Consider the following 18,865-nt stretch of genomic DNA (forward strand, 5'->3'; position numbering starts at 1 on the left):
GGGCGAACCTAGCCCATCTCCTCGAGCTTTCGCCCCTTGGTCTCCCGTACCTTGAACAGCACGAAGACGAAGGAGAGCGCGGCGAAGGCGGCGTACCCCACGTAGGCCCCGGCCAGATTCCACTCGCTCAGCGAAGGGAACGAGACGGTGATCAGCCAGTTGGCCACCCACTGGGCGGCGGCGGCCACCGAGAGCGCGGCGGCCCTGACGCGGTTGGGGAACATCTCGCCCAGCAGCACCCAGACGATCACACCCCACGACAGCGCGAAGAACAGCACGAAGACGTTCGCGGCGACCAGGGCGACCGTACCCTGGGCCTCGGGCAGCTTGACCGCCTCGCCACTCGGGACACCCGCGCTGAAGGCCCACGCGGCCACGGCGAGCGCGGCCGTCATGCCCGCGGAGCCGATCAGCAGCAGCGGCCTGCGGCCGATCCTGTCGACCAGCGCGATGGCGATGAACGTGCCGACGAGATTGATGATCGAGGTGGAGAAGCTGATGAGCAGCGAGTCCGACTGGTTGATGCCGACCGACTGCCACAGTGACGCCGAGTAGTAGAAGATCACGTTGATGCCGACGAACTGCTGGAAGACGGAGAGCAGGATGCCGATCCAGACGATCGGCATCAGCCCGCACCGGGAACCTCGCAGGTCGCGCAGGCGGGGCCGGTGCTCGCCGCGCAGCGAGGTCTCGATCTCCGCCACCCGGGCGTCCAGGTCGGTTCCCTCGCCCTCGACCTCCGACAGCACCTCGCGTGCCGCGTCCGTTCTCCCGACCGCGATGAGGAAGCGCGGCGACTCGGGGATGACCGTCGCGAAGACCAGATAGAGCAGTGCGGGGATCAGGCAGGCGCCGAGCATCCACTGCCAGGCCTGCAGCCCGAGCAGCTCGTTGTTGACGTCGCCCCCGGCCCGCTCCGCGATCGCGTAGTTGACCAGCTGGGAGACCGCGATGCCCAGCACGATCGCGAGCTGCTGGAAGGACCCCAGCCGTCCCCGGTAGGCGGGCGGCGCGACCTCCGCGATGTAGGCGGGGCCGATCACCGAGGCCATGCCGATGCCCACACCGGCGAGCACCCGCCACAGGGCCAGGTCCCAGAGCGCGAAGGGCAGGGCCTGGCCGATGGAACTGACCGCGAACAGGATCGCGGCCACCTGCATCGCTCTGGTGCGTCCCCAGCGGTCGGCCAGCCCTCCGGCGATCCAGGCGCCCAGCGCCGAGCCCAGCAGCGCGATCGCCACGACGAAGCCGGTCTGGACCGGGCCGACGTCGAAGTTCTTCTCGATCCCGGTGACGGCGCCGTTGATGACGGCGCTGTCGTACCCGAAGAGGAAGCCGCCGATCGCCGCCGCGGCGGTGATGAAGACGACGTGCCCGATGTTCTCACCGGAGGTGCCCGTGGGAGCGGTGCTGGCCATGAGGGTTCTTTTCCCCATGAGGAGATTTGAGACATGGCTCCCGGACTTTCGGGGACGGCCGCATGACGGCCGTCCCCACCGGCACCGTCCCCGTCCACACCGCCCCTACCTGCACCGTTCCCACCCGCGCCGTTCCCACCGGCGTCGTTCCCCCGGCTCCCACCGGCGCCATCCCCCGCGAGGACCACGGCCGGAAGCACCGGCGGGGACCACAGGCCGGAACCGACGACGGGGGCCACGGGCGGCGACTACAGGCCGGGACCACAGGCAGGGAGCACGGGCGGGAGTTACGGGCGGGGACTACAGGCGGGGATCGACCGGCTCGGACTCCAGTGCCAGGACGGCGAAGACCGCCTCGTGCACCCTCCACAGCGGCTCCCCCTCGGCCAGCCGGGAGAGCGCCTCGAGACCCAGCGCGTGCTCGCGCAGGGCGAGCGATCGCTTGCGGCCCAGGAACCGGTGGCGCAGCACGTCCAGGCTCTCGGTGTAGTCGGGCCCGTAGATGATCCGCAGGTACTCCCGCCCGCGCACCTTGACCCCGGGCTGCACCCGGCTCCGCCCGTCCGGCGGGTCGAGCGGCTTGACGACCATGCCCTCGCCGCCCTCGCCACCCTCGGCGGTCAGCGCCGACCACCAGGCCGTGGCCGCCTCCGTCGACTCCGGCGAGGCCGGATCGGCGAACACGTGCCGGGTGGGCGCGATCAGCGGGTCGTCGAGCCGCGACAGCAGGTCCAGGTGCCAGGAGTGCGGCTCCTGGATCGCGGTCGCCCTGCCCTCGCAGGCGAGGATCTGGAACGGTGCCAGCCGGAGTCCCTCAAGTCCGGAGACAGGCCAGCAGTAACGTGCATATGCCTGCCTGAAACGGGCAGCGTTGGTGGAGCGGCGTCGGGTGCGGTCCAACAGATCGCCCACATCCAAACCGCGCCCGGCCGCCGCCTCCAGCACGGTGATCGCCTCGGGCAGCACCGTGCGTGCCGCGGCGCCCACCGACGCGTACTGGTCGCGGATCAGCCCCTCGGCCTTGGCCGACCAGGGCAGCAGCTCGCAGTCGAGGGCGATCCAACCCGACCCCAGCTCCTCCATCAGCGGCGCGCACACCCGCCTGAGCCTGTCGACCAGCTCGGTGGTGTCGGCGAAGAACGACCTTCCGGTACGGGTGTAGACCGCCCCCGCGCTGCCGTCGGTGACCCCGAACCGAGCCGCCGCCACCTCCGGGTCGGCGGCCAGCACGGCCACCGCCCGCGATCCCATGTGCTTCTCCTCGCACACCACCCGGGTCACCCCGGCCGCCGCGAACTCGGCGAACGCCTCGGCCGGGTGCTCCAGGTAGCCGTCGAGACGGGAGGTCTCCGGAGGCGCCATCGTCGGCGGGAGGTAGACCAGCCAGCGCGGGTCCACCGCGAACCGGCTCATGATCTCCAGGGCGGCGGCCGAGTTCTCCTCGCGGACCTTGATGCGGCCGCCGCCGTGGCGCACCTCGATGTGGCGGGTGCCCCGCACGTCGTCGACGGAGAGCATGCCGGGGGCGCGGTGACCGGGGGCGGTCAGCGGCTTGACCGACTCGTACCAGACGCGCTCGGCGGGCACCGAGACGATCTCCCGCTCCGGGTAGCGCAGCGCGGTGAGGCGCCCGCCGAAGACCACCCCGGTGTCCAGGCAGATCGTGTTGTTGATCCACTCGGTCTCGGGGACCGGGGTGTGGCCGTAGACGACCATGGCCCGGCCCCGGTACTCGTGCGCCCAGGGGTAGCGCACCGGCAGACCGTACTCGTCGGTCTCGCCGGTGGTGTCGCCGTACAGCGCGAAGGAGCGGACCCTGCCGGAGGCGCGGCCGTGGTAGTCCTCCTTGAGCCCGGCGTGGGCGACGACGAGCCTGCCCCCGTCGAGCTGGTAGTGGCTGATCAGGCCGTCCATGAAGGCCAGCGCCTCCCGCCTGAACTCCTCCGGCTCGGCGGCCAGCTGGTCCAGGGACTCCTGGAGGCCGTGGGCCACCCGGACCTTGCGGCCGTTGAGCGCGCGGGCCAGCTTCTGCTCGTGGTTGCCCGACACGCACAACGCGGTCCCGGCCGCGACCATGCCCATGACCAGCCGGAGCACGCCCGGCGAGTCGGGCCCCCGGTCCACCAGGTCGCCGATGAACACCGCCGTCCTGCCCTCGGGGTGCACCGCCCCCGCGCCGCCGGGATCGACCTCCCAGCCGAGGTCGCGCAGCAGCGTCTCCAGCTCGGCGCGGCAGCCGTGCACGTCGCCCACGATGTCGAACGGGCCGGTCAGCTCGCGCCTGTCGGTCCACGCCTTCTCGGTGACGACCGTCGCGGCCTCGATCTCCTCGGCCCCGCGCAGCACGTGGACCCGGCGGAAGCCGTCGCGGGAGATCCTGCTCATGGAACGGCGCAGCTCCTTGCGCTGCCTGACGACCACGCGCGCCCCGAAGTCCCGATCGGGCCTGGACTCGTTGCGCGCGATCGCCAGCTCCTCCGGTACGTCCAGGACGATCGCGTCGACCAGCACGTTGTGCGACTTCGCGAGGGTGACCAGCTGCTTGCGCGCCTCCCACTGCACGTTCGTGGCGTCCACGACCGTCAGCAGCCCGCGCCGCAGGCGGGTGCCGACGATGTAGTGGAGCACGTCGAAGGCGTCGGGGGTGGCGGCCTGGTCGTTCTCGTCGTCGGCGACCAGCCCCCGGCAGAAGTCGGAGGAGATCACCTGGGTCGGCGCGAAGTGCCTGGCGGCGAAGGTCGACTTGCCGCTGCCGGACACCCCCACGAGCACGACGAGCGACATCTCCGGTACGGCGATCTCAGTCATCTCCACCTCCCGCGTCTCCCGCGCCCACGGGCGCCTCCGTACTTCCGGGACCGCCTTCGGTACTCCCGGGATCGCCTGACGCGCCCGCGGGATCGTTCACGCCCGCGGGGTCCTTCACGCCCGCGAGGCCGAACAGGGCCATCTGGGTGGGCGGGCCGACCTCGGGGTCGTCGTCGCCGACCGGCAGGAACTCGGCGCGGTAGCCGTACTCGCCGCACACCTTCGCCGCCCACGCGCGGAACTCGGCGCGGGTCCACTCGAAGCGGTGGTCGGGGTGGCGCACACCGCTCAGGGATTCGTAGCGGACGTTGTGCTCGACGTTGGGGGTCGTGACGATCACGTGCCCCGGCCGGGCGGTTCCGAAGACCACCCGCTCCAGCGCGTCCAGGCGCGGCGGATCGACGTGCTCGATCACCTCCATCAGCACCGCGGCGTCATACCCGGCGAACCGGACGTCGGTGTAGGTCAGCGCGCCCTGGAACAGCTCCAGCCGCTCCCGCCGGCGTTCCGGCATCCGGTCGAGCCTCAGCCGCCTGGCCGCGAACGCCAGCGCCCGGGAGGACACGTCCACCCCCGCCACCCTGGTGAACCGGGGCCGTTCGAGCAGCGCCGCGACCAGACGGCCGGAACCGCACCCGAGGTCGATGACGGTGCTCGCTCCCAGTCCCTCCAGCGTGGCGAGCACGGCCTCCAGGCGAAGGATGTTCAACGGCCGCCTGGCGGCGCCCCCGGGCCCGGTCCGCGCCTCCCCCTCGGAAGGGATCTCACCGGCCGGAAGTGCCCCGCCCGGCGCGCCGGTCCCGCCGATGGCGGTGGCGGCTCCCGGCGCGGAGGAACCGGCTCCCGGTACGGCGGAGCTCCCCGCCGCGAAGCCCTCCGCGACGGCGTTTCCCCCGGTGGCACTCCCCGCGACGGGGCTCCCCTCTGTCGGCCCCTCTCCGGCGGCGCCCTCCTCGGCGGGGTCGGCCGAGGGGTCCTCCTCGGCAGGGGTCTCGAGGTCCTCCTCCACGTCGTCGCCGATCTCGGCGAGGCGGGCGAAGGCGGTACGGGCGAGGGCCCGGCGACGGCCGAGGTAGCGGTGAGTGATGAGGCCCCGGTCGGGGTGGGCGGCCAGCCACGACTCGCCCGCCCTGATCAGCTTGTCCACCTCGTCGGGGGCCACCCAGTAGTGCTTGGCGTCGTCGAGCACCGGAAGCAGCACGTAGAGCTGGTTGAGCGCGTCGGCCAGGCGGACCTCCCCGCGCAGCACCAGCCGCACGTAACGGGAGTCGCCCCACTCGGGGAACTCCTCGTCCAGCGGCAGGGCGGTCGCCTCGACCCGCCAGCCCAGCGGTTCGAACAGCCGGCGCGCGAGCTCGGGACCGCCCTTGCACGGCAGCACGGGCAGGGTGATCTCCAGCGGTATCGGCCCCGCGGCCAGCTCCGGACGGCTGTCACAGCGCCCGGTGCGCGCCGTGCGGAACACGTCGGCCAGCGCCACGGCCAGCAGCGACGACGCGGCGTAGGGCCGGTCGTTGACGTACTGGCCCAGCGTGTAGTCGGGCGTGGACCGGTCGCGCGAGCGCACCAGGCGGATCGGGTCGACGTCGAGCATCAGCGCGGCCGTGCAGCGCTCCTCGCTCGCCTCGGGGTAGAGGACACGTGCCACGCCGTACGACTGCCCGAACTCCTGGACCCGGTCGGGGTGCTTGTGCAGCAGGAATCCGAGGTCCGTGGCGGGGCTCACGGTGGTGGAGATCGTCAGCAACACCCGGTTCAGTGTGCCGCACCCACGCCGGGACGGCCATCGGTTAACACCCCGAACCCCCATGATCCGGCCATCGATGGCCGGCGAACCGGCTCGGCCGTTCGGCTGCGAGCCGGTTCGGCGGTGGCGTGCCGGCGGGACGGCGAGGAGGAACGGCCCGTCCGTGCGCGGTGACGCGCAGGCCCGCGGCCTACACGTGGGACAGGATCTCGTCCGAGATGAGCTCCAGCTGGTCGAGGTCATCCAGGTCCAGCACCTGCAGGTAGATCCGCTCGGCGCCCAGATCGGCGAACCGCCCGATCTTCTCGGCCACCTCGGCGGGGGTGCCCGCCAGGCCCGTCGCACGCAGCGCGGCGAGGTCCTGCCCGGTCGCCTCGGCCCGCCGCGCGATCTCCGCGTCGTCGGAACCGACGCAGACGGTCTGCGCGACGGAGAACACGACCTGCTCCCTGCCCTCCGCCTCGCACGCCTTCCTGACCCGGTCGAAGGCCTGCGAGGTGTCCTCCAGGGTGCGGAACGGCACGTTGTACTCGTCGGCGAACCGGGCGACCAGGCGCGGGGTGCGCGTGGCGCCGGTGCCGCCGATGATGATCGGCGGTTTCGGGCTCTGCGCGGGCTTCGGCAGCGCGAGCGAGTCGGCCAGCCGGTAGTGGGCGCCTTCGAAGGAGAACGTCTCGCCCTTGGGCGTGGTCCAGAGCCCGACCAGTATCTCCAACTGCTCCTCGAACCTGCCGAACCGCTCGCCGATCGGCGGGAACGGGATGCCGTACGCGGTGTGCTCGGCGTCGTACCAGCCGGTGCCCAGGCCCAGCTCCACCCGCCCGCCGCTCATCTGGTCGACCTGGGCCACGCTGATCGCCAGCGGGCCCGGCAGCCGGAAGGTGACCGGCGTGACCAGGGTGCCGAGACGGATCGTGGAGGTGTCCCTGGCCAGGCCGGCCAGGGTCGTCCAGGCGTCGGTGGAGCCGGGTCCCGGGTCGCCGGGTCCGAGCCGCATGTAGTGGTCGGAGCGGAAGAAGGCGTCGAACCCCAGCCGCTCCGCGGCCAGCGCGACCGTCAGCAGCTCGTCGTAGGTGGCACCCTGCTGCGGTTCAGTGAAGATCCTCAACTTCATGGGAACCATTATCCGGGCACTCCGGACGGCATCCGCAGAAAGCCCGCGCCATGGCGGGAACGCTTGCTAACGTTCTGGCCTCTGACGCAACGGGTAGCGGATCGACCACTCACAGCGATCACCCCTTGGCCGTCGAGGAGGGGATCACATGCCTGTGGCGACCGACCGCCCCCACACCCGCCGGGTCCGCGAGCCCGGCACCCCGCCCCGGCCCCTGGTGGTGCTCGCCTCGATCGTGCTCGCCGCGGGCACCGGGGCCGCGATCTGGCTGCTGCCCTCCAGGGCGCAGGGCGAGTGGGCCCCCCTCGGCGGGCGGGCCGGGTCCGGGGCGACGCCCTCGGGAACGACCTCGGGGCCCGCGGCCGAGCCCTCGCCCCCACCGGCCGTCACCCGCCCTTCGGGCTTCGTGGCATTCGTGGACGCGGTCCGCGAGCCGCGCTTCAACCTTTCCAGGGAGGCCAGGAGGAGCCACGTGCGCTGGTTCACGCTGGGCCACCTCACCGCCGGGCAGAAGGGCTGCGTCCCCAAGTGGGGCGGGCTCCAGGCGCAGGGGGGCAACCCGGTCGCCAACCGGCTCGCCCCCCTGCGCGCCGCGGGCGGGAACGCGGGCCTCGCCTTCGGCGGCCCGGCGGGGCGCGAGCTCGCCGCGGCCTGCTCCGACCTCGCCAGGCTCACCGCCGCCTACCGCCGGGCGATCGGCACCTTCGACGCCACGTACATCGACTTCGAGGTCCACGGCCCGGCGGGCGGCGCCACCGTGCTGCGGCGGGCCAGGGCGATCGCGGCCCTGCAGCGCGAGGCGGCCGGCGAGGGCCGTTCCCTCACGGTGAGCTTCACCCTCCCGGTCACCGGGACCGGCCTGTCCCCCGCCGGCCAGGAGATGCTCCGGACCACCGTGGCGGCGGGCGCCGAGATCGCCGCCGTCAACCTCCTGGCGCCCGTCGACACCACCTCGGGCGCCGAGAGCCGCCTGCGCCCGATCGCCTCGGCCGTCCGCGCCGCGCACCCCCAGATCGCCCGCGCCCTGGGCGAGAGCGCCGCCTGGAACCGGATCGCCCTGACACCCGTGCTGGCCGGTCCCGGCGACCTCACGCGGCTGGAGGCCCGCAGGCTCGCCGCCTTCACCAGCCGCAACCGCCTGGCGTGGCTCTCCACCAGAGGCACGGCCCTCTCTCCCGGTATCACCCGGTTCCTCACCGGCGCGACGCGCTAGACGGCCCTCGGCGGGCCCGGGAAACCCGGGCAGGCACTGGACAAGCGCCTCCTTTGGGGTTATCAATGGGTTATAACCCTCCTGTAACCCCATAAGGGAGATGTGATGCCGAAGATCAATGTCTATCTGCCCGACGAGCTGGCCGAAGCGGTGAAGAAGGCGGGCGTGCCGGTCTCCGCCGTGTGCCAGCGGGCTCTGGAGCAGGCCGTACGGCGGGTGACGGCCATCCGCGAGACGGCGCTCGGCGCCCCTGACCTCGACGACCTGACCGCGCGCCTCACCCACTTCACCCCGCGGGCCCGGGACGTGGTGAGGCTCTCGGTGGAGCAGGCGCGCGCCCTGGGTGCGGCCGAGGTCGGCACCGAGCACCTGCTGGGCGGCATGCTCGCCGAGGGAGGCAACCTGGCGATCCAGGTTCTCGGCGCCCTGGAGATCGACCCCGAGGAGGTACGGCGGCGCCTGGACCGGCTCAGCCTCGACACCCCGGCCGCGACCGGCTCCGACGAGGCGGAGCTCGCCTTCGGGGCGCCCGCGGCGGCGGCCCTGGAGATGACCGTCACCGAGGCCACCTCGCTCGGTCACAACTACGTCGGCTGCGAGCACCTGCTCCTCGGGCTGGTCGCCGAACCGGACGGGGCGGCCGGGCGCATCCTGCGGGAGCTGGGCGCCGAGCACCGGCTGACCCGCCACGCGGTCTCGGCCGCGCTCGCCGGGTACGTCCACCTGCGCGCGCAGACCCGGCCCGCCGCCCCTCCCCCGGCCCTGCCCGCCGACGCGGCGAGCGCCCTGTCGGCGGCCGTGCGCGAGGAGCTGCGCCCCGTCCTGCTCAGGCTCGAACGGCTGGAGGAGCGCCTCGGCACGGCGGACGAGGCGTAGGCGTGGGCGCGATTCCCTCCCCGCCCCGAGGGACGGGACGTCCACCCCGCGGGTACCCGGTGACCACCCGCCCGGCCGTGTACCCGGTCGCGGGCGTGATCGCGTGGCTGGTCATCGGGATCGCCGTCGGCGTGCTCGTGGGGATGGGCTCGGGCGTGCTCGCCGGGGTGCCGGCGGGCATGGGCGCGGGCATGGGCGCGCGTGCCCTCATCGGGCGCTTCCTGGCCGAGGCGGGCCCGGACCGGGAGCCGGGGGCCGGCCGGTAGGTGTTCCGCATGCCCAGCGGTTCGATCACCGGATCGTGGCCGACCTCGCGGAGGTCGCGGCCGGTCAGGGCGACGGCGGGAGGACGCTCCCCGCCTCGCGGAAGCTCTCCGCGAGCCGCCCCAGGCCCGGTTCGATCCTCTCCAGGGGGATCGAACCGTACCCGAGCACCAGCCCCGCCCGCGCGGGAGCCTCGCCGTAGTAGACGGCGAGGTCCTGCAGCGCGACGCCCGCCTCCCGCGCGTACGCCGTCACAAGGGCCGTGTCGACCCCGGCGTCCGGCTTCAGGTAGGCGCACAGGTGCAGGCCCGCGGCGGAGGGAACCGGCTCCAGCCACTCGTGGAAGTCACGCCGGAGGATGGTGAGGATCCGCTCGTGGCGGGCCGCGTACTCGCGCGTCGCCCTGCGGACGTGCCGCCCGAGGAGGCCCTCGTCGATGAAGCCGGCCAGCGCCGCCTGGGTGGGAAGCTCGCCGCTCCAGTCGGTGAGCCGCTTGGCGGCGCGGAGGGCGGGCTGGAGCGAGGCGGGGGCGATCAGGAAGCCCAGGCGCAGCATCGGCAGCATCGTCTTGGAGAAGGAGCCGACGTAGATGACGTGACCGCTGCGGTCGAGGCTCTGGAGGGGTTCGAGCGGGCGGTCCTCGAAGCGGAACTCGCTGTCGTAGTCGTCCTCGATCACCACGGCGCCGCGCCGCCCGGCCCATTCGAGCAGCGCGGCGCGGCGGCCGAGCGACATCGGCGTACCCAGCGGGAACTGGTGTGACGGCGTGACGTAGACGAGGCGGGCGGAGTCGGGGAGGGCGGCCACGTCCAGGCCCTCCCCGTCGACGGGTACGCCGACGACCCGCGCGCCCAGGGACTGGAACAGCAGCCTGGCCGGAGGGTAGCCCGGCTCCTCGACGGCCACCCGGCAGCCCGGCTCGATCATGACGCGGCCGATCAGGTCGAGCGCCTGCTGGGCTCCCTGCGTGACGAGCACGTCATCGGCGCTCGCCCGCACCGAGCGGGAGACACCGACGTGGCGGGCGACGGCCTCCCGCAGGTCCGCGTACCCGGCGGGGTCGCCGTAGCCGGCGGAGCGCACCAGCGCCGGACGCAGCTCGCGGGCGACGAGCCTGCGCCAGGTTTCGAGCGGGAACAGCTCTGCGTCGGGGAGCCCCACCCTGAAGTCGTAGGCGACTTCTCCCTCCGGTTCGGCCGGTGGGGCGGCCGGGGAGCGCCAGAGGCGGCGGGGGCGCACGCCGCCGCCCGCGGGCGCGTTCCTGGGACGGGTGCGGGCGAGGGGCTCGGCGCACACGAAGGTGCCCGCCCCGACCCGGCCGACGAGAACGCCCTCGGCGGTGAGCCGCTCGTAGGCGACCGCCGCGGTGTTGCGCGACACGTCAAGCCGCCGCGCCAGCTCGCGGGTGGGGGGCAGACGCTCCCCCGGGCGCAGGCGGCCGTCGAGGACGGCGTCCAGGAGCTGCCGGTAGATGCGGGCGGACAGGTCGCCGCGACCGGTGAGGCTCACGTGGAAGTCCATTGCGTCCCCTCGTATTGGCCCGGTGGACTCTCCTCATATTGGATCTTACATGGGACCAATCAGCTCTCTAAAGTTGCCCTCCGTACGGCTCTCGGCGAGTCCTGCCAGGCCCGTGACGACCGAAAAGCCGACGAAGGAGCACCATGCTCAACCGGATCATGCCCTCGTCCGGGCCGCCCCGGGTCCTCGCCCTCGCGCAACTGACAAATTCCATCGGGGACGGCGCGTACTACGTGTGCTCGGCGCTCTACTTCATCCGGATCGTGGGGCTCTCGCCGACCCAGGTCGGCTTCGCGCTGACGCTCGGCTGGGCCGTCGGCTTCGTGGCGGGCGTCCCGCTCGGCCACCTCGCCGACCGCCGGGGACCTCGCGGCACGGCGGTCCTGCTGGCCGTCGCCACGGCCGCCGCGGTCGGCTCGTTCCTGTTCGTCCGTTCCTTCCCCGTGTTCGTGGTGGCCGCCTGCCTGTACGCGATCTCGCAGTGCGGGCTCGCCGCGGCCAGGCAGGCGCTGCTCGCCGGTCTGGTGGACAGGACGCGGCGGACGCGGGTCCGGGCCCACCTGCAGGCGACGGTCAACGCCGGGCTGGCGGTCGGCGCCGCGCTCGGCGGGGCGGCGCTGCACCTCGACACCCGGGCGGCCTACCTGACGGTTCTCGCGATGGACGCGCTGAGCTTCCTGCTCTCCGCCCTGATCCTGCTCCGCCTTCCCCCGGTGCCGCCCGCGGCGCCCGCACCGGCGGGCGAACCGGCGCTGGCGGTGCTCAGGGACAGGCCGTACGCCCTGCTCTCCTTGCTCAACATGGTCACGCTGCTGAACATGCCGCTGCTCAGCCTGGTCATCCCCCTGTGGATCGTCCAGCGGACCGAGGCCCCGAGCTGGACGGTCTCCGCCCTGCTGATCCTCAACACCCTGGGCGTCGTGCTGTTCCAGGTGCGGGTGGCCCGGCGGGTCACGGACCTGGAGAGCGCCTCCAGGTCCGTGCGGCGGGCGGGCGCGGTGCTGCTCGCCGCGTGCGCGGTGTTCGCCCTGTCGTCGGCGTCGACGGCCTGGTCCTCGGCATGGGCCGCCGCGCTCGTCCTGCTCCTCGCGGCCTGCCTGCAGGTGTTCGGCGAGATGGCGCACGCCTCCGGCGCCTGGGAGATCGGGTTCGATCTCGCCCCGGCCGACAGGCAGGGGCAGTACCAGGGCTTCTTCGGTTCCGGCGCGGCGGTCGCCAGGATGCTCGGCCCGTTGCTGCTCACGACGCTGATCCTCACCTGGGGGACCCCGGGCTGGCTGGTGCTCGGCGGCCTGTTCCTGCTGTCCGGCCTCGCCACGGGACCGGCCGTGCGCTGGGCCCTGCGAACCCGGCGGGCGGAGCCGGCCGCCGAGGAGGTGTCCGGGTAGCGGGCGCGGGCGCCGCGAGATCGCCGAGGCCGGGCGGCCGTTCCCGCCGGATGGCCCGCCGCGCCGTCGCGCGGGCCGGCTCGTGGACGCCCGGCGGGTCATCCGCGGCCTCGCCGGGTGACCGCGTCGCCGGCCGCGCCCACCGCGAGGCCGAGGATGATCATGACGACGTAGCTGTAGATCTCGTAGCCGCCGGGGACGAGGAAACGGACGAAGCCCATGAAGTGGATCCAGCCGAACCACTCGTGCAGGAGGCCGCTCGTGCCGCCGACGACGAGGACGAAGCAGATCAGGCCGGCCAGGGCGGCCAGGGGGGACTTCGAGGTGGAGGTCATGGCCCGACGGTAGACGCGAGGCCGCGGGCACCGGATCGGGCTCAGGACGGCCGGGTGGTGACCGAGGTCGGCCGCCGGCGGGCCGGGAGTCGTACTTAAGTATCCGGCCGCGGCCTGGACGCCCGGTCGCGGGCGGGGGGCGCGTAGGTTTTCGAAGTATGCGCCGTATCCACCGCACCCGCCGCGACTGGGTCGCCGACCTGGCGCTGTTCCTCTTCGCCGCCTGCTTCGCCGCCGTCAGCTCGCAGTCCGTCCCGATCCCCGAGGACCTCGATCCCGTGTGGCGGGACGCCGACCAGGTGGCCGGCGGGCTGGGGTGCGCGGCGGTGCTCCTGCGGCGGCGCTGGCCGGTGTCGCTGGCGGTGACGCTGCTGCTCGCGGGCACCCAGGCGCACTACTTGACCGGCCCGGCGATGGTGGCGGTGTTCACGGTGGCCGCGACCCGGCCGTGGCGGGTCACGGCGTGGGTGGCGGCGCTGGCCTTCGCGCCGCTGCCCGTCTTCCTGTGGCAGGTGGCGGAGCTGCCCGAGGCCCGCGCGGACTCGGCGCTGACGTACTTCGCGCTGATCGCCGGGGCCATCGGGTGGGGGCTGTTCCGGCGCTCCCGGCAGCAGCTGATCGCCTCGCTGCGAGAGCGTGCCGAACTGGCCGAGGCGGACGCGGAGTCGCGCGCCGAGTGGGTCCGGCGGGAGACGCGGGAGGAGATCGCCCGCGAGATGCACGACGTGCTCGGTCACCGGCTGTCGCTGCTGAGCGTGCACGCGGGGGCGCTGGAGTTCAACCCGGGCGCGCCCAGGGAGGAGATCGCGCGGGCCGCCGGGGTGATCCGGGAGAGCGCCCACCTGGCCCTGCGCGACCTGCGCGAGGTGATCGGGGTGCTGCGGGCCGGACCCGAGGAGGGTGAGCGTCCGCAGCCGGAACTGGCGGACCTGGCCCGGCTGGTGGCGGAGGCCCGGGCGACGGGCGGCCGGATCGAGCTGACCGGGCCGCCGGAAGGACCGGCGCCGCCGCCCGTGGTGGGGCGCACGGCGTACCGGATCGTCCAGGAGGCGCTGACCAACGCACGCAAGCACGCGCCCGGCGCGGCGGTCGCGGTGGAGGTGACCGGGGGCCCGGCGGGCGGGCTGACGGTGGAGGTCCGTAACGCGCCGCCGCCCGGACCGGCTCCGGCCTCCGGCGCGGGCGGGGGCGGGGGCGGGGGCGTCGGGCAGGGGCTGATCGGGCTGGCCGAACGGGCCCGCCTGGCGGGCGGTGAGCTGACGGCCGGTCCCGCCGACGGTGGTTTCCTGGTCCACGCCTCACTACCCTGGCCCGCGACGGACATCGCGTCCGTCACGGGCCGGGGCTGAGGAGGGGGACGGGGTGATCCGCGTCCTGCTGGTCGACGACGACGCGATCGTGCGGGCCGGGCTGCGCCTGATGCTGGGCGGGGCCCCGGACGTCGAGATCGTCGCGGAGGCCGCCGACGGGGCGGAGGTGCCCGCCCTGGTCGCCGCGTACGGACCCGATCTGGTGTTGATGGACATCCGGATGCCGGGCGTCGACGGGCTGGCCGCCACCGAGAGGCTCCGGGCCCGGCCCGGCGCCCCGGAGGTGCTGGTCCTGACCACCTTCCACACCGACGCGCACGTACTGCGGGCGCTGCGCGCCGGCGCGGCCGGGTTCCTCCTCAAGGACACCCCGCCGCAGGACATCGTCACGGCCGTGCGAACGGTGGCCGCCGGAGATCCGGTGCTCTCCCCCGCCGTCACCCGCCGCCTCATCGAGCAGGTGACGGACGGCTCCGAGCAGGAGGACCGGGCCGCCGCCGCCCAGGCCCGGCTGGCGCTGCTGGCCGAGCGGGAGCGGGAGGTGGCCCTGGCGGTCGGGCGCGGCCGCTCCAACGCGGAGATCGCGCGGGAGCTGCATCTGGCGCTGCCGACGGTGAAGACGCACGTGTCACGGATCCTGACCCGGCTGGATCTCAACAACCGGGTCCAGATCGCCCTGCTGGTCCACGACGCGAGCACGCCGGGAGGCCGGTGAAACCCGCCGCCGGGCGGGCACGACGGCGGGACAGGGCGTCAGAGGTCGAGGATGAGGTCCTCGCGGGGTTGCGAGCAGCAGATCAGCGCGTTGCCGTCGGCGGGGGCCTCCACCGGCTCCGGCGAGTAGCCGACCGCGCCGGACAGCAGACCGCTCTCGCAGGTGTGGCAGACCCCGGTACGGCACGACCAGCGGGTCGGCACATCGCACGCCTCCGCGAGGTCGAGCAGGCTCTCGTAGGCGGGGTTCCAGGAGACGGTGAGGCCGCTGCGCGCGAACGTGACGGCGGGCCCGGCTCCCGGCGCGCCGGCGGGTGGGTGCGGCGGGCGGGCGGCCACCGGGGTCACTCCCGGCGTCAGCGCCGCCTCCGCGCCGAAGACCTCCGTGTGGACGCTCGCGGGGGCGAGTTCGGAGGCGACGAGGGCGGGCGGCAGGTCGCGCATGAAGGCGGGAGGACCGCACAGGTAGGCGTCGGCGGCGTGCGGGACGCCGAGGCGGCCGAGCAGTTCGACCGACAGCCGTCCCGCCGTGCCGTAGTCGACTCCCTGGCGGTCGCCGGGCGCGGGCCGGCTGTAGCAGACGTGCTCGTGCGCGTTGGGAAGCAGGGCGCGAAGGCCGCCGCTCTCCGCGGCGAACGGGTGTTCCGTACCGTCGCGCGTGCCGTACAGCCACCACACCTCGCGGGTCGAGCGGGCGACGGCGAGGGCGTGCAGCATGGCGAGGACGGGGGTCGCGCCGATGCCCGCCGAGAGCAGCAGGACCGGAGCATCGCCTTCTTCCAGGGTGAACGTGCCGCGCGGCGCCGCGGCTTCGAGAAGGTCGCCGACACTCAGGTGGGTGCGGAGATAGGTGCTGGCGACACCCCTGGCCTCCTGCTTGACGCTGATCCGGTAGCGACCGGCGTCAGGAGGGCCGGACAGCGAGTAACTACGGATGACCGGCGGGCCGCCGCTCTCGGGGCGCAGCCGTACGGTGAGGAACTGGCCCGGCAGGGCGGCGGGCAGCGGCTCCCCGTCGACGGCCTCCAGGGTCAGTGAGAACACGCTGCGGCTCTCGGCGTCGATCCGGGTCATCCGCAGCGGCCGGAACCCCTGCCAGGCGGGCGGCGGCCCGGCCGCGACGGGTGTCAGCCCCGGGTTCCCCGCCGATCCCTTCTTCGTGCCCCTGTCATCAGGCCGGTCGAGCAGGGCGCGCAGGGACGCCCGCCAGCCTTCGCTCAGTGCGGGGATGCGCAGCGCCCGCTCCAGCCGGTCGCGGGGGTGGCCCGGCAGGTAGAGCAGGGCGTCGATCTCCGCGACGGACATCGCCTCCGGTCCGGAGGTGACCTTGACGATCTCGTCGCCCGCCTCCACCCGCCCTTCGGTGATCACCCGGAGGTAGAACCCGGGACGCCGGTGGGACACCATCAGGGCCGCCATCCGCGGCTCGTTCATCCGCAGGCCCACCCGGTAGCAGGTGACCCGGGGCTGGGTGACCTCGAACACCGCCTCCCCGACGCGGTAGCGGTCGCCGACGCACACCTCGTCGTCGGGCAGCCCGTCGACCGTGAAGTTCTCCCCGAACTGGCCGTAGACGAAGTCGTCGCGGCCGAGCTCCTCCTGCCAGTGCCGGTAGGAGTCGATCTGGTAGACCAGCACCGCGCGGTGCTCGCCGCCGTGCCCCCGAAGGTCTCCCTGGCCGTCCCCGTCGATGTTCAGACGGCGTACCGTGCGCGGCCCGGCCACGGACCGCTTCCACACCCCGGTGTGCACCGTCGTGCCGTGCCACGGGACGTCCCTGGGCAGGCCGACGTTGATCGACAGGAGCGTCGCCACGTGTCTTCCCCCTCACCAAGAGGCACCCGGCTCCCTTGCACGATACCTCGTTCTCGCAGGTCAGCTGGGACCTCGCAGCGCGGTCCCCGGGCCTGCGCGCAGCGCGGTCCCCGGCCGTGGCGTTCACCTTCCAGTCCTCTTTCCGCGCCTTGACGTGATTCGCCGGGAGATGACGAAATCCGGGCCGCACATGGTGTGCGGCCCGGATTCCTTCACGAAACAGATTCAGGCCAGGCCGATGGCGGGGCCGCAGGCTCTTGCGGCTAACCGAGGTACTGGTGCAGGTCGTTCAGGTTGTTACTCGGGTTGTAGGTGCAGTAGTACCGGAGGCCGAGGGTGGGGTTCGACCTTTTGTAGGCCTCTCTGATGCAGGTGTTGCAGTCGCTCCAGCTTCTGATGAACCTGCTCGGCGGCCTGGCGCTCGTCGGCAGGCCGCAGCTGTTCGCGGCGATGGAGACGGGACCCGACATCGACGCAGATGCCGAGGTCGACGCGGACGCCGGCGTCGCGACGGCGGCGGGGACCAGAAGCGCCGACGCGCACAGAGCCGTCCCCGCGAGAATTTTCCTCACCAGTGTCATGAATGCTCCTACCCAGAGGTGTGTGGAGAACGTGATGACCGTGGCGACCGCCAGGACAGAAATCCTGGTCTTCGGTCGCATACGCTGACCGACATTCCGCTCTTTCCATTCGGATGACCCGAAGTGCGGAACCTAGATAAAGGTCACCTTTTTCCGGATGTTCGGCAACCTATAAGGTTCCAGGGTGAGTCGCCCCGAGGGTCTCAGCCTGGGGACATCGCCTACTCCGTCCGCGGGCTCGGGACGTTCGTCGCCGAGCGGGCCGGCAGTTGCGTCAGACGCGAGAGCCCCGACCCTGTGAGCCCGGGCCGGGGTTCTCGTACGCCCCGCGACCGAACCAGTCGCGGGGTGTTTCCAAGATCATGCGTCACTCATGCGTCATGATCTTGGTTTAACGGGGGGCATCCGGGGACTTGATGAAACACCATTCATTGCGTTTTCCCAGGTCAGAACCTAGACCGTTTCGCTGACCAGGTGCGCCACGCACTCCACGTGATGGGTCATCGGGAAGGCGTCGAAAGCCCGCAGATCGGCGAGGCGGTAGCCCCGCTCGGCGAACCAGGCCAGGTCGCGGGCGAGGGTGGCCGGGTCGCAGGAGACGTACACGATCCGGGTCGCCTGGAGGGTGGTCACGCGGTCGACGACGTCGCGGCCCAGCCCGGCCCTGGGCGGGTCGACGACGACCAGGTCCGCGCGCTCGATACCGAAGCGGTCGAGGGCGTTCTCCACCCGTCCCCTGGCGAAGCGGGCCTGGGGAAGGTCGCGGAGGTTGCGCTCGGCGTCGCGGACCGCCACGGACTCGGACTCGACGCCGAACACGGCCCCCTCGGGACCGACCGCCTCGGCCAGCCCGGCGGCGAACAGGCCGACGCCGCAGTAGAGGTCGAGGGCCCACTCCCCCGGCTGCGGGGCGGCGAACTCCATGACGGCGTCGAGCAGGGTGGCGGCGGCGCCGGGGTGCACCTGCCAGAAGCCGCTGCCGGTGACCTGGAAGTCGCGCTCGGCGACGCGCTCGACGAGATGGTTGCGGCCGTGGACGACGCGGCTGCGGCCCTTGCCCTCGTCGACGAAGACGGCCACGCTCGTGTCTAGGTCGGGCACGGCCACCGTGCGGCGGGGCTTGGGCGCGACCACGACCGCCTGGTCGCCGGTGGTGGAGGCGATGACCTCGACCGAGGAGGCGTTGCGCCAGTTCATGACCTCGGCGCCGACGTTCTCCACCTCGGGGTGGGCGATCAGGCAGGCGTCCACCGGCTCGACGTCGTGGGAGCGGTGGCGGCGCAGGCCCAGGCCGCCCTCGCGGTCGACGGCGAACTGGACGCGGGTGCGCCAGCCGAGCCCGTCCGGGGCTCCGGGGACCTCCTCGACGGTGCCCTTCCAGTCGATCGAGGCCAGGCGCTTGAGCTGCTCGGCCACCACGTCGGCCTTCAGGCGACGCTGGGCGTCGAGGGAGGCGTGCTGCCAGTCGCAGCCGCCGCAGCGGCCGGGGCCCGCGAACGGGCACGGCGGGGTCACCCGGTCGGCGGAGGGCTCCAGGATCTCGACCGCGTCGGCCCGCAGGAACCGGGAGGTCTCCTCGGTGATCTCGGCGGTGACCCGCTCGCCGGGCAGCGCGTGCCGCACGAAGACGACCCGGCCGTCGTGGCGGGCGACGCACCAGCCACCGTGCGCAACCGGTCCTACGGTCAGTTCGATGGCCATGGTCGTTGCCCCCAAGGGAAAATCCGTCGTCGGTCGAGCCTCCTCGCGTCAGGAGCGCAT

The 18,865-nt window shown here is 73.1% G+C and carries 15 protein-coding genes; 7 read left to right on the forward strand and 8 right to left on the reverse strand.

Annotated features, from left to right (window positions below; translation table 11 throughout):
• Positions 1–8: 8 nt before the first annotated feature.
• The 4 genes from ACTOQ2_RS19175 to ACTOQ2_RS19190 form a co-directional block, all read right to left on the reverse strand.
• Positions 9–1,418 (reverse strand): sugar porter family MFS transporter, encoded by a 1,410-nt coding sequence (locus ACTOQ2_RS19175; RefSeq protein WP_440100999.1) that lies wholly within the window; start codon positions 1,416–1,418, stop codon positions 9–11.
• A 300-nt stretch (positions 1,419–1,718) separates the two neighbouring features.
• Positions 1,719–4,226, reverse strand: a complete 2,508-nt coding sequence (locus ACTOQ2_RS19180; RefSeq protein WP_440101001.1) for a polynucleotide kinase-phosphatase — start codon at positions 4,224–4,226, stop codon at positions 1,719–1,721.
• Entirely contained in the window at positions 4,219–5,976 is a 1,758-nt protein-coding gene (locus tag ACTOQ2_RS19185; RefSeq protein ID WP_440101003.1) for a 3' terminal RNA ribose 2'-O-methyltransferase Hen1, read from the reverse strand. Before ACTOQ2_RS19185 ends, ACTOQ2_RS19180 begins: the two co-directional genes overlap by 8 nt.
• A 187-nt stretch (positions 5,977–6,163) precedes the next feature.
• Complete coding sequence (locus ACTOQ2_RS19190; protein ID WP_440101005.1) at positions 6,164–7,087, reverse strand: LLM class F420-dependent oxidoreductase; 924 nt, start codon at positions 7,085–7,087, stop codon at positions 6,164–6,166.
• A gap of 148 nt (positions 7,088–7,235) precedes the next feature.
• On the opposite strand from ACTOQ2_RS19190, the gene ACTOQ2_RS19195 reads away from it, so the two are divergent.
• From ACTOQ2_RS19195 to ACTOQ2_RS19205, 3 genes are all read left to right on the forward strand, one after another.
• On the forward strand, positions 7,236–8,300 hold the full coding sequence (locus ACTOQ2_RS19195; protein WP_440101007.1) for a hypothetical protein: 1,065 nt from the start codon (positions 7,236–7,238) through the stop codon (positions 8,298–8,300).
• A gap of 105 nt (positions 8,301–8,405) precedes the next feature.
• Positions 8,406–9,176 carry a Clp protease N-terminal domain-containing protein gene (locus ACTOQ2_RS19200; RefSeq protein ID WP_440101008.1) on the forward strand — a complete coding sequence of 257 codons (771 nt, stop codon included), beginning with the start codon at positions 8,406–8,408 and terminating at the stop codon, positions 9,174–9,176.
• A 59-nt stretch (positions 9,177–9,235) separates the two neighbouring features.
• Positions 9,236–9,442 (forward strand): hypothetical protein, encoded by a 207-nt coding sequence (locus ACTOQ2_RS19205; RefSeq protein WP_440101010.1) that lies wholly within the window; start codon positions 9,236–9,238, stop codon positions 9,440–9,442.
• Positions 9,443–9,506: 64 nt separating this feature from the next.
• On the opposite strand, the gene pdxR is transcribed toward ACTOQ2_RS19205, so the two are convergent.
• A complete protein-coding gene (gene pdxR, locus ACTOQ2_RS19210; RefSeq protein WP_440101012.1) occupies positions 9,507–10,961 on the reverse strand; it encodes a MocR-like pyridoxine biosynthesis transcription factor PdxR in 1,455 nt (484 codons plus the stop codon).
• A 143-nt stretch (positions 10,962–11,104) separates the two neighbouring features.
• Between pdxR and ACTOQ2_RS19215 the strand changes: the two genes are divergently transcribed.
• Positions 11,105–12,349 (forward strand): MFS transporter, encoded by a 1,245-nt coding sequence (locus ACTOQ2_RS19215; protein WP_440101014.1) that lies wholly within the window; start codon positions 11,105–11,107, stop codon positions 12,347–12,349.
• Between the two features lie 98 nt (positions 12,350–12,447).
• On the opposite strand, the gene ACTOQ2_RS19220 is transcribed toward ACTOQ2_RS19215, so the two are convergent.
• Positions 12,448–12,684: a hypothetical protein gene (locus ACTOQ2_RS19220; RefSeq protein ID WP_440101015.1), complete on the reverse strand. Its 237-nt coding sequence runs from the start codon at positions 12,682–12,684 to the stop codon at positions 12,448–12,450.
• Between the two features lie 158 nt (positions 12,685–12,842).
• Between ACTOQ2_RS19220 and ACTOQ2_RS19225 the strand changes: the two genes are divergently transcribed.
• Positions 12,843–14,033: a sensor histidine kinase gene (locus ACTOQ2_RS19225; protein WP_440101016.1), complete on the forward strand. Its 1,191-nt coding sequence runs from the start codon at positions 12,843–12,845 to the stop codon at positions 14,031–14,033.
• 13 nt (positions 14,034–14,046) lie between these two features.
• Positions 14,047–14,709, forward strand: coding sequence for a response regulator transcription factor (locus tag ACTOQ2_RS19230; protein WP_440101018.1), 663 nt, complete (start codon positions 14,047–14,049; stop codon positions 14,707–14,709).
• Between the two features lie 38 nt (positions 14,710–14,747).
• Here ACTOQ2_RS19230 and ACTOQ2_RS19235 read toward each other — a convergent pair whose 3' ends face one another.
• Entirely contained in the window at positions 14,748–16,523 is a 1,776-nt protein-coding gene (locus tag ACTOQ2_RS19235; protein WP_440101020.1) for an MOSC domain-containing protein, read from the reverse strand.
• Between the two features lie 366 nt (positions 16,524–16,889).
• On the opposite strand from ACTOQ2_RS19235, the gene ACTOQ2_RS19240 reads away from it, so the two are divergent.
• Complete coding sequence (locus ACTOQ2_RS19240; protein WP_440101022.1) at positions 16,890–17,192, forward strand: hypothetical protein; 303 nt, start codon at positions 16,890–16,892, stop codon at positions 17,190–17,192.
• Between the two features lie 365 nt (positions 17,193–17,557).
• On the opposite strand, the gene ACTOQ2_RS19245 is transcribed toward ACTOQ2_RS19240, so the two are convergent.
• Positions 17,558–18,805, reverse strand: coding sequence for a class I SAM-dependent RNA methyltransferase (locus ACTOQ2_RS19245; protein ID WP_440084840.1), 1,248 nt, complete (start codon positions 18,803–18,805; stop codon positions 17,558–17,560).
• Positions 18,806–18,865: the final 60 nt, after the last annotated feature.

It is taken from the genome of Streptosporangium sp. H16 (assembly GCF_051918855.1).
In the GTDB taxonomy this organism is placed as follows: Bacteria; Actinomycetota; Actinomycetes; order Streptosporangiales; family Streptosporangiaceae; genus Streptosporangium.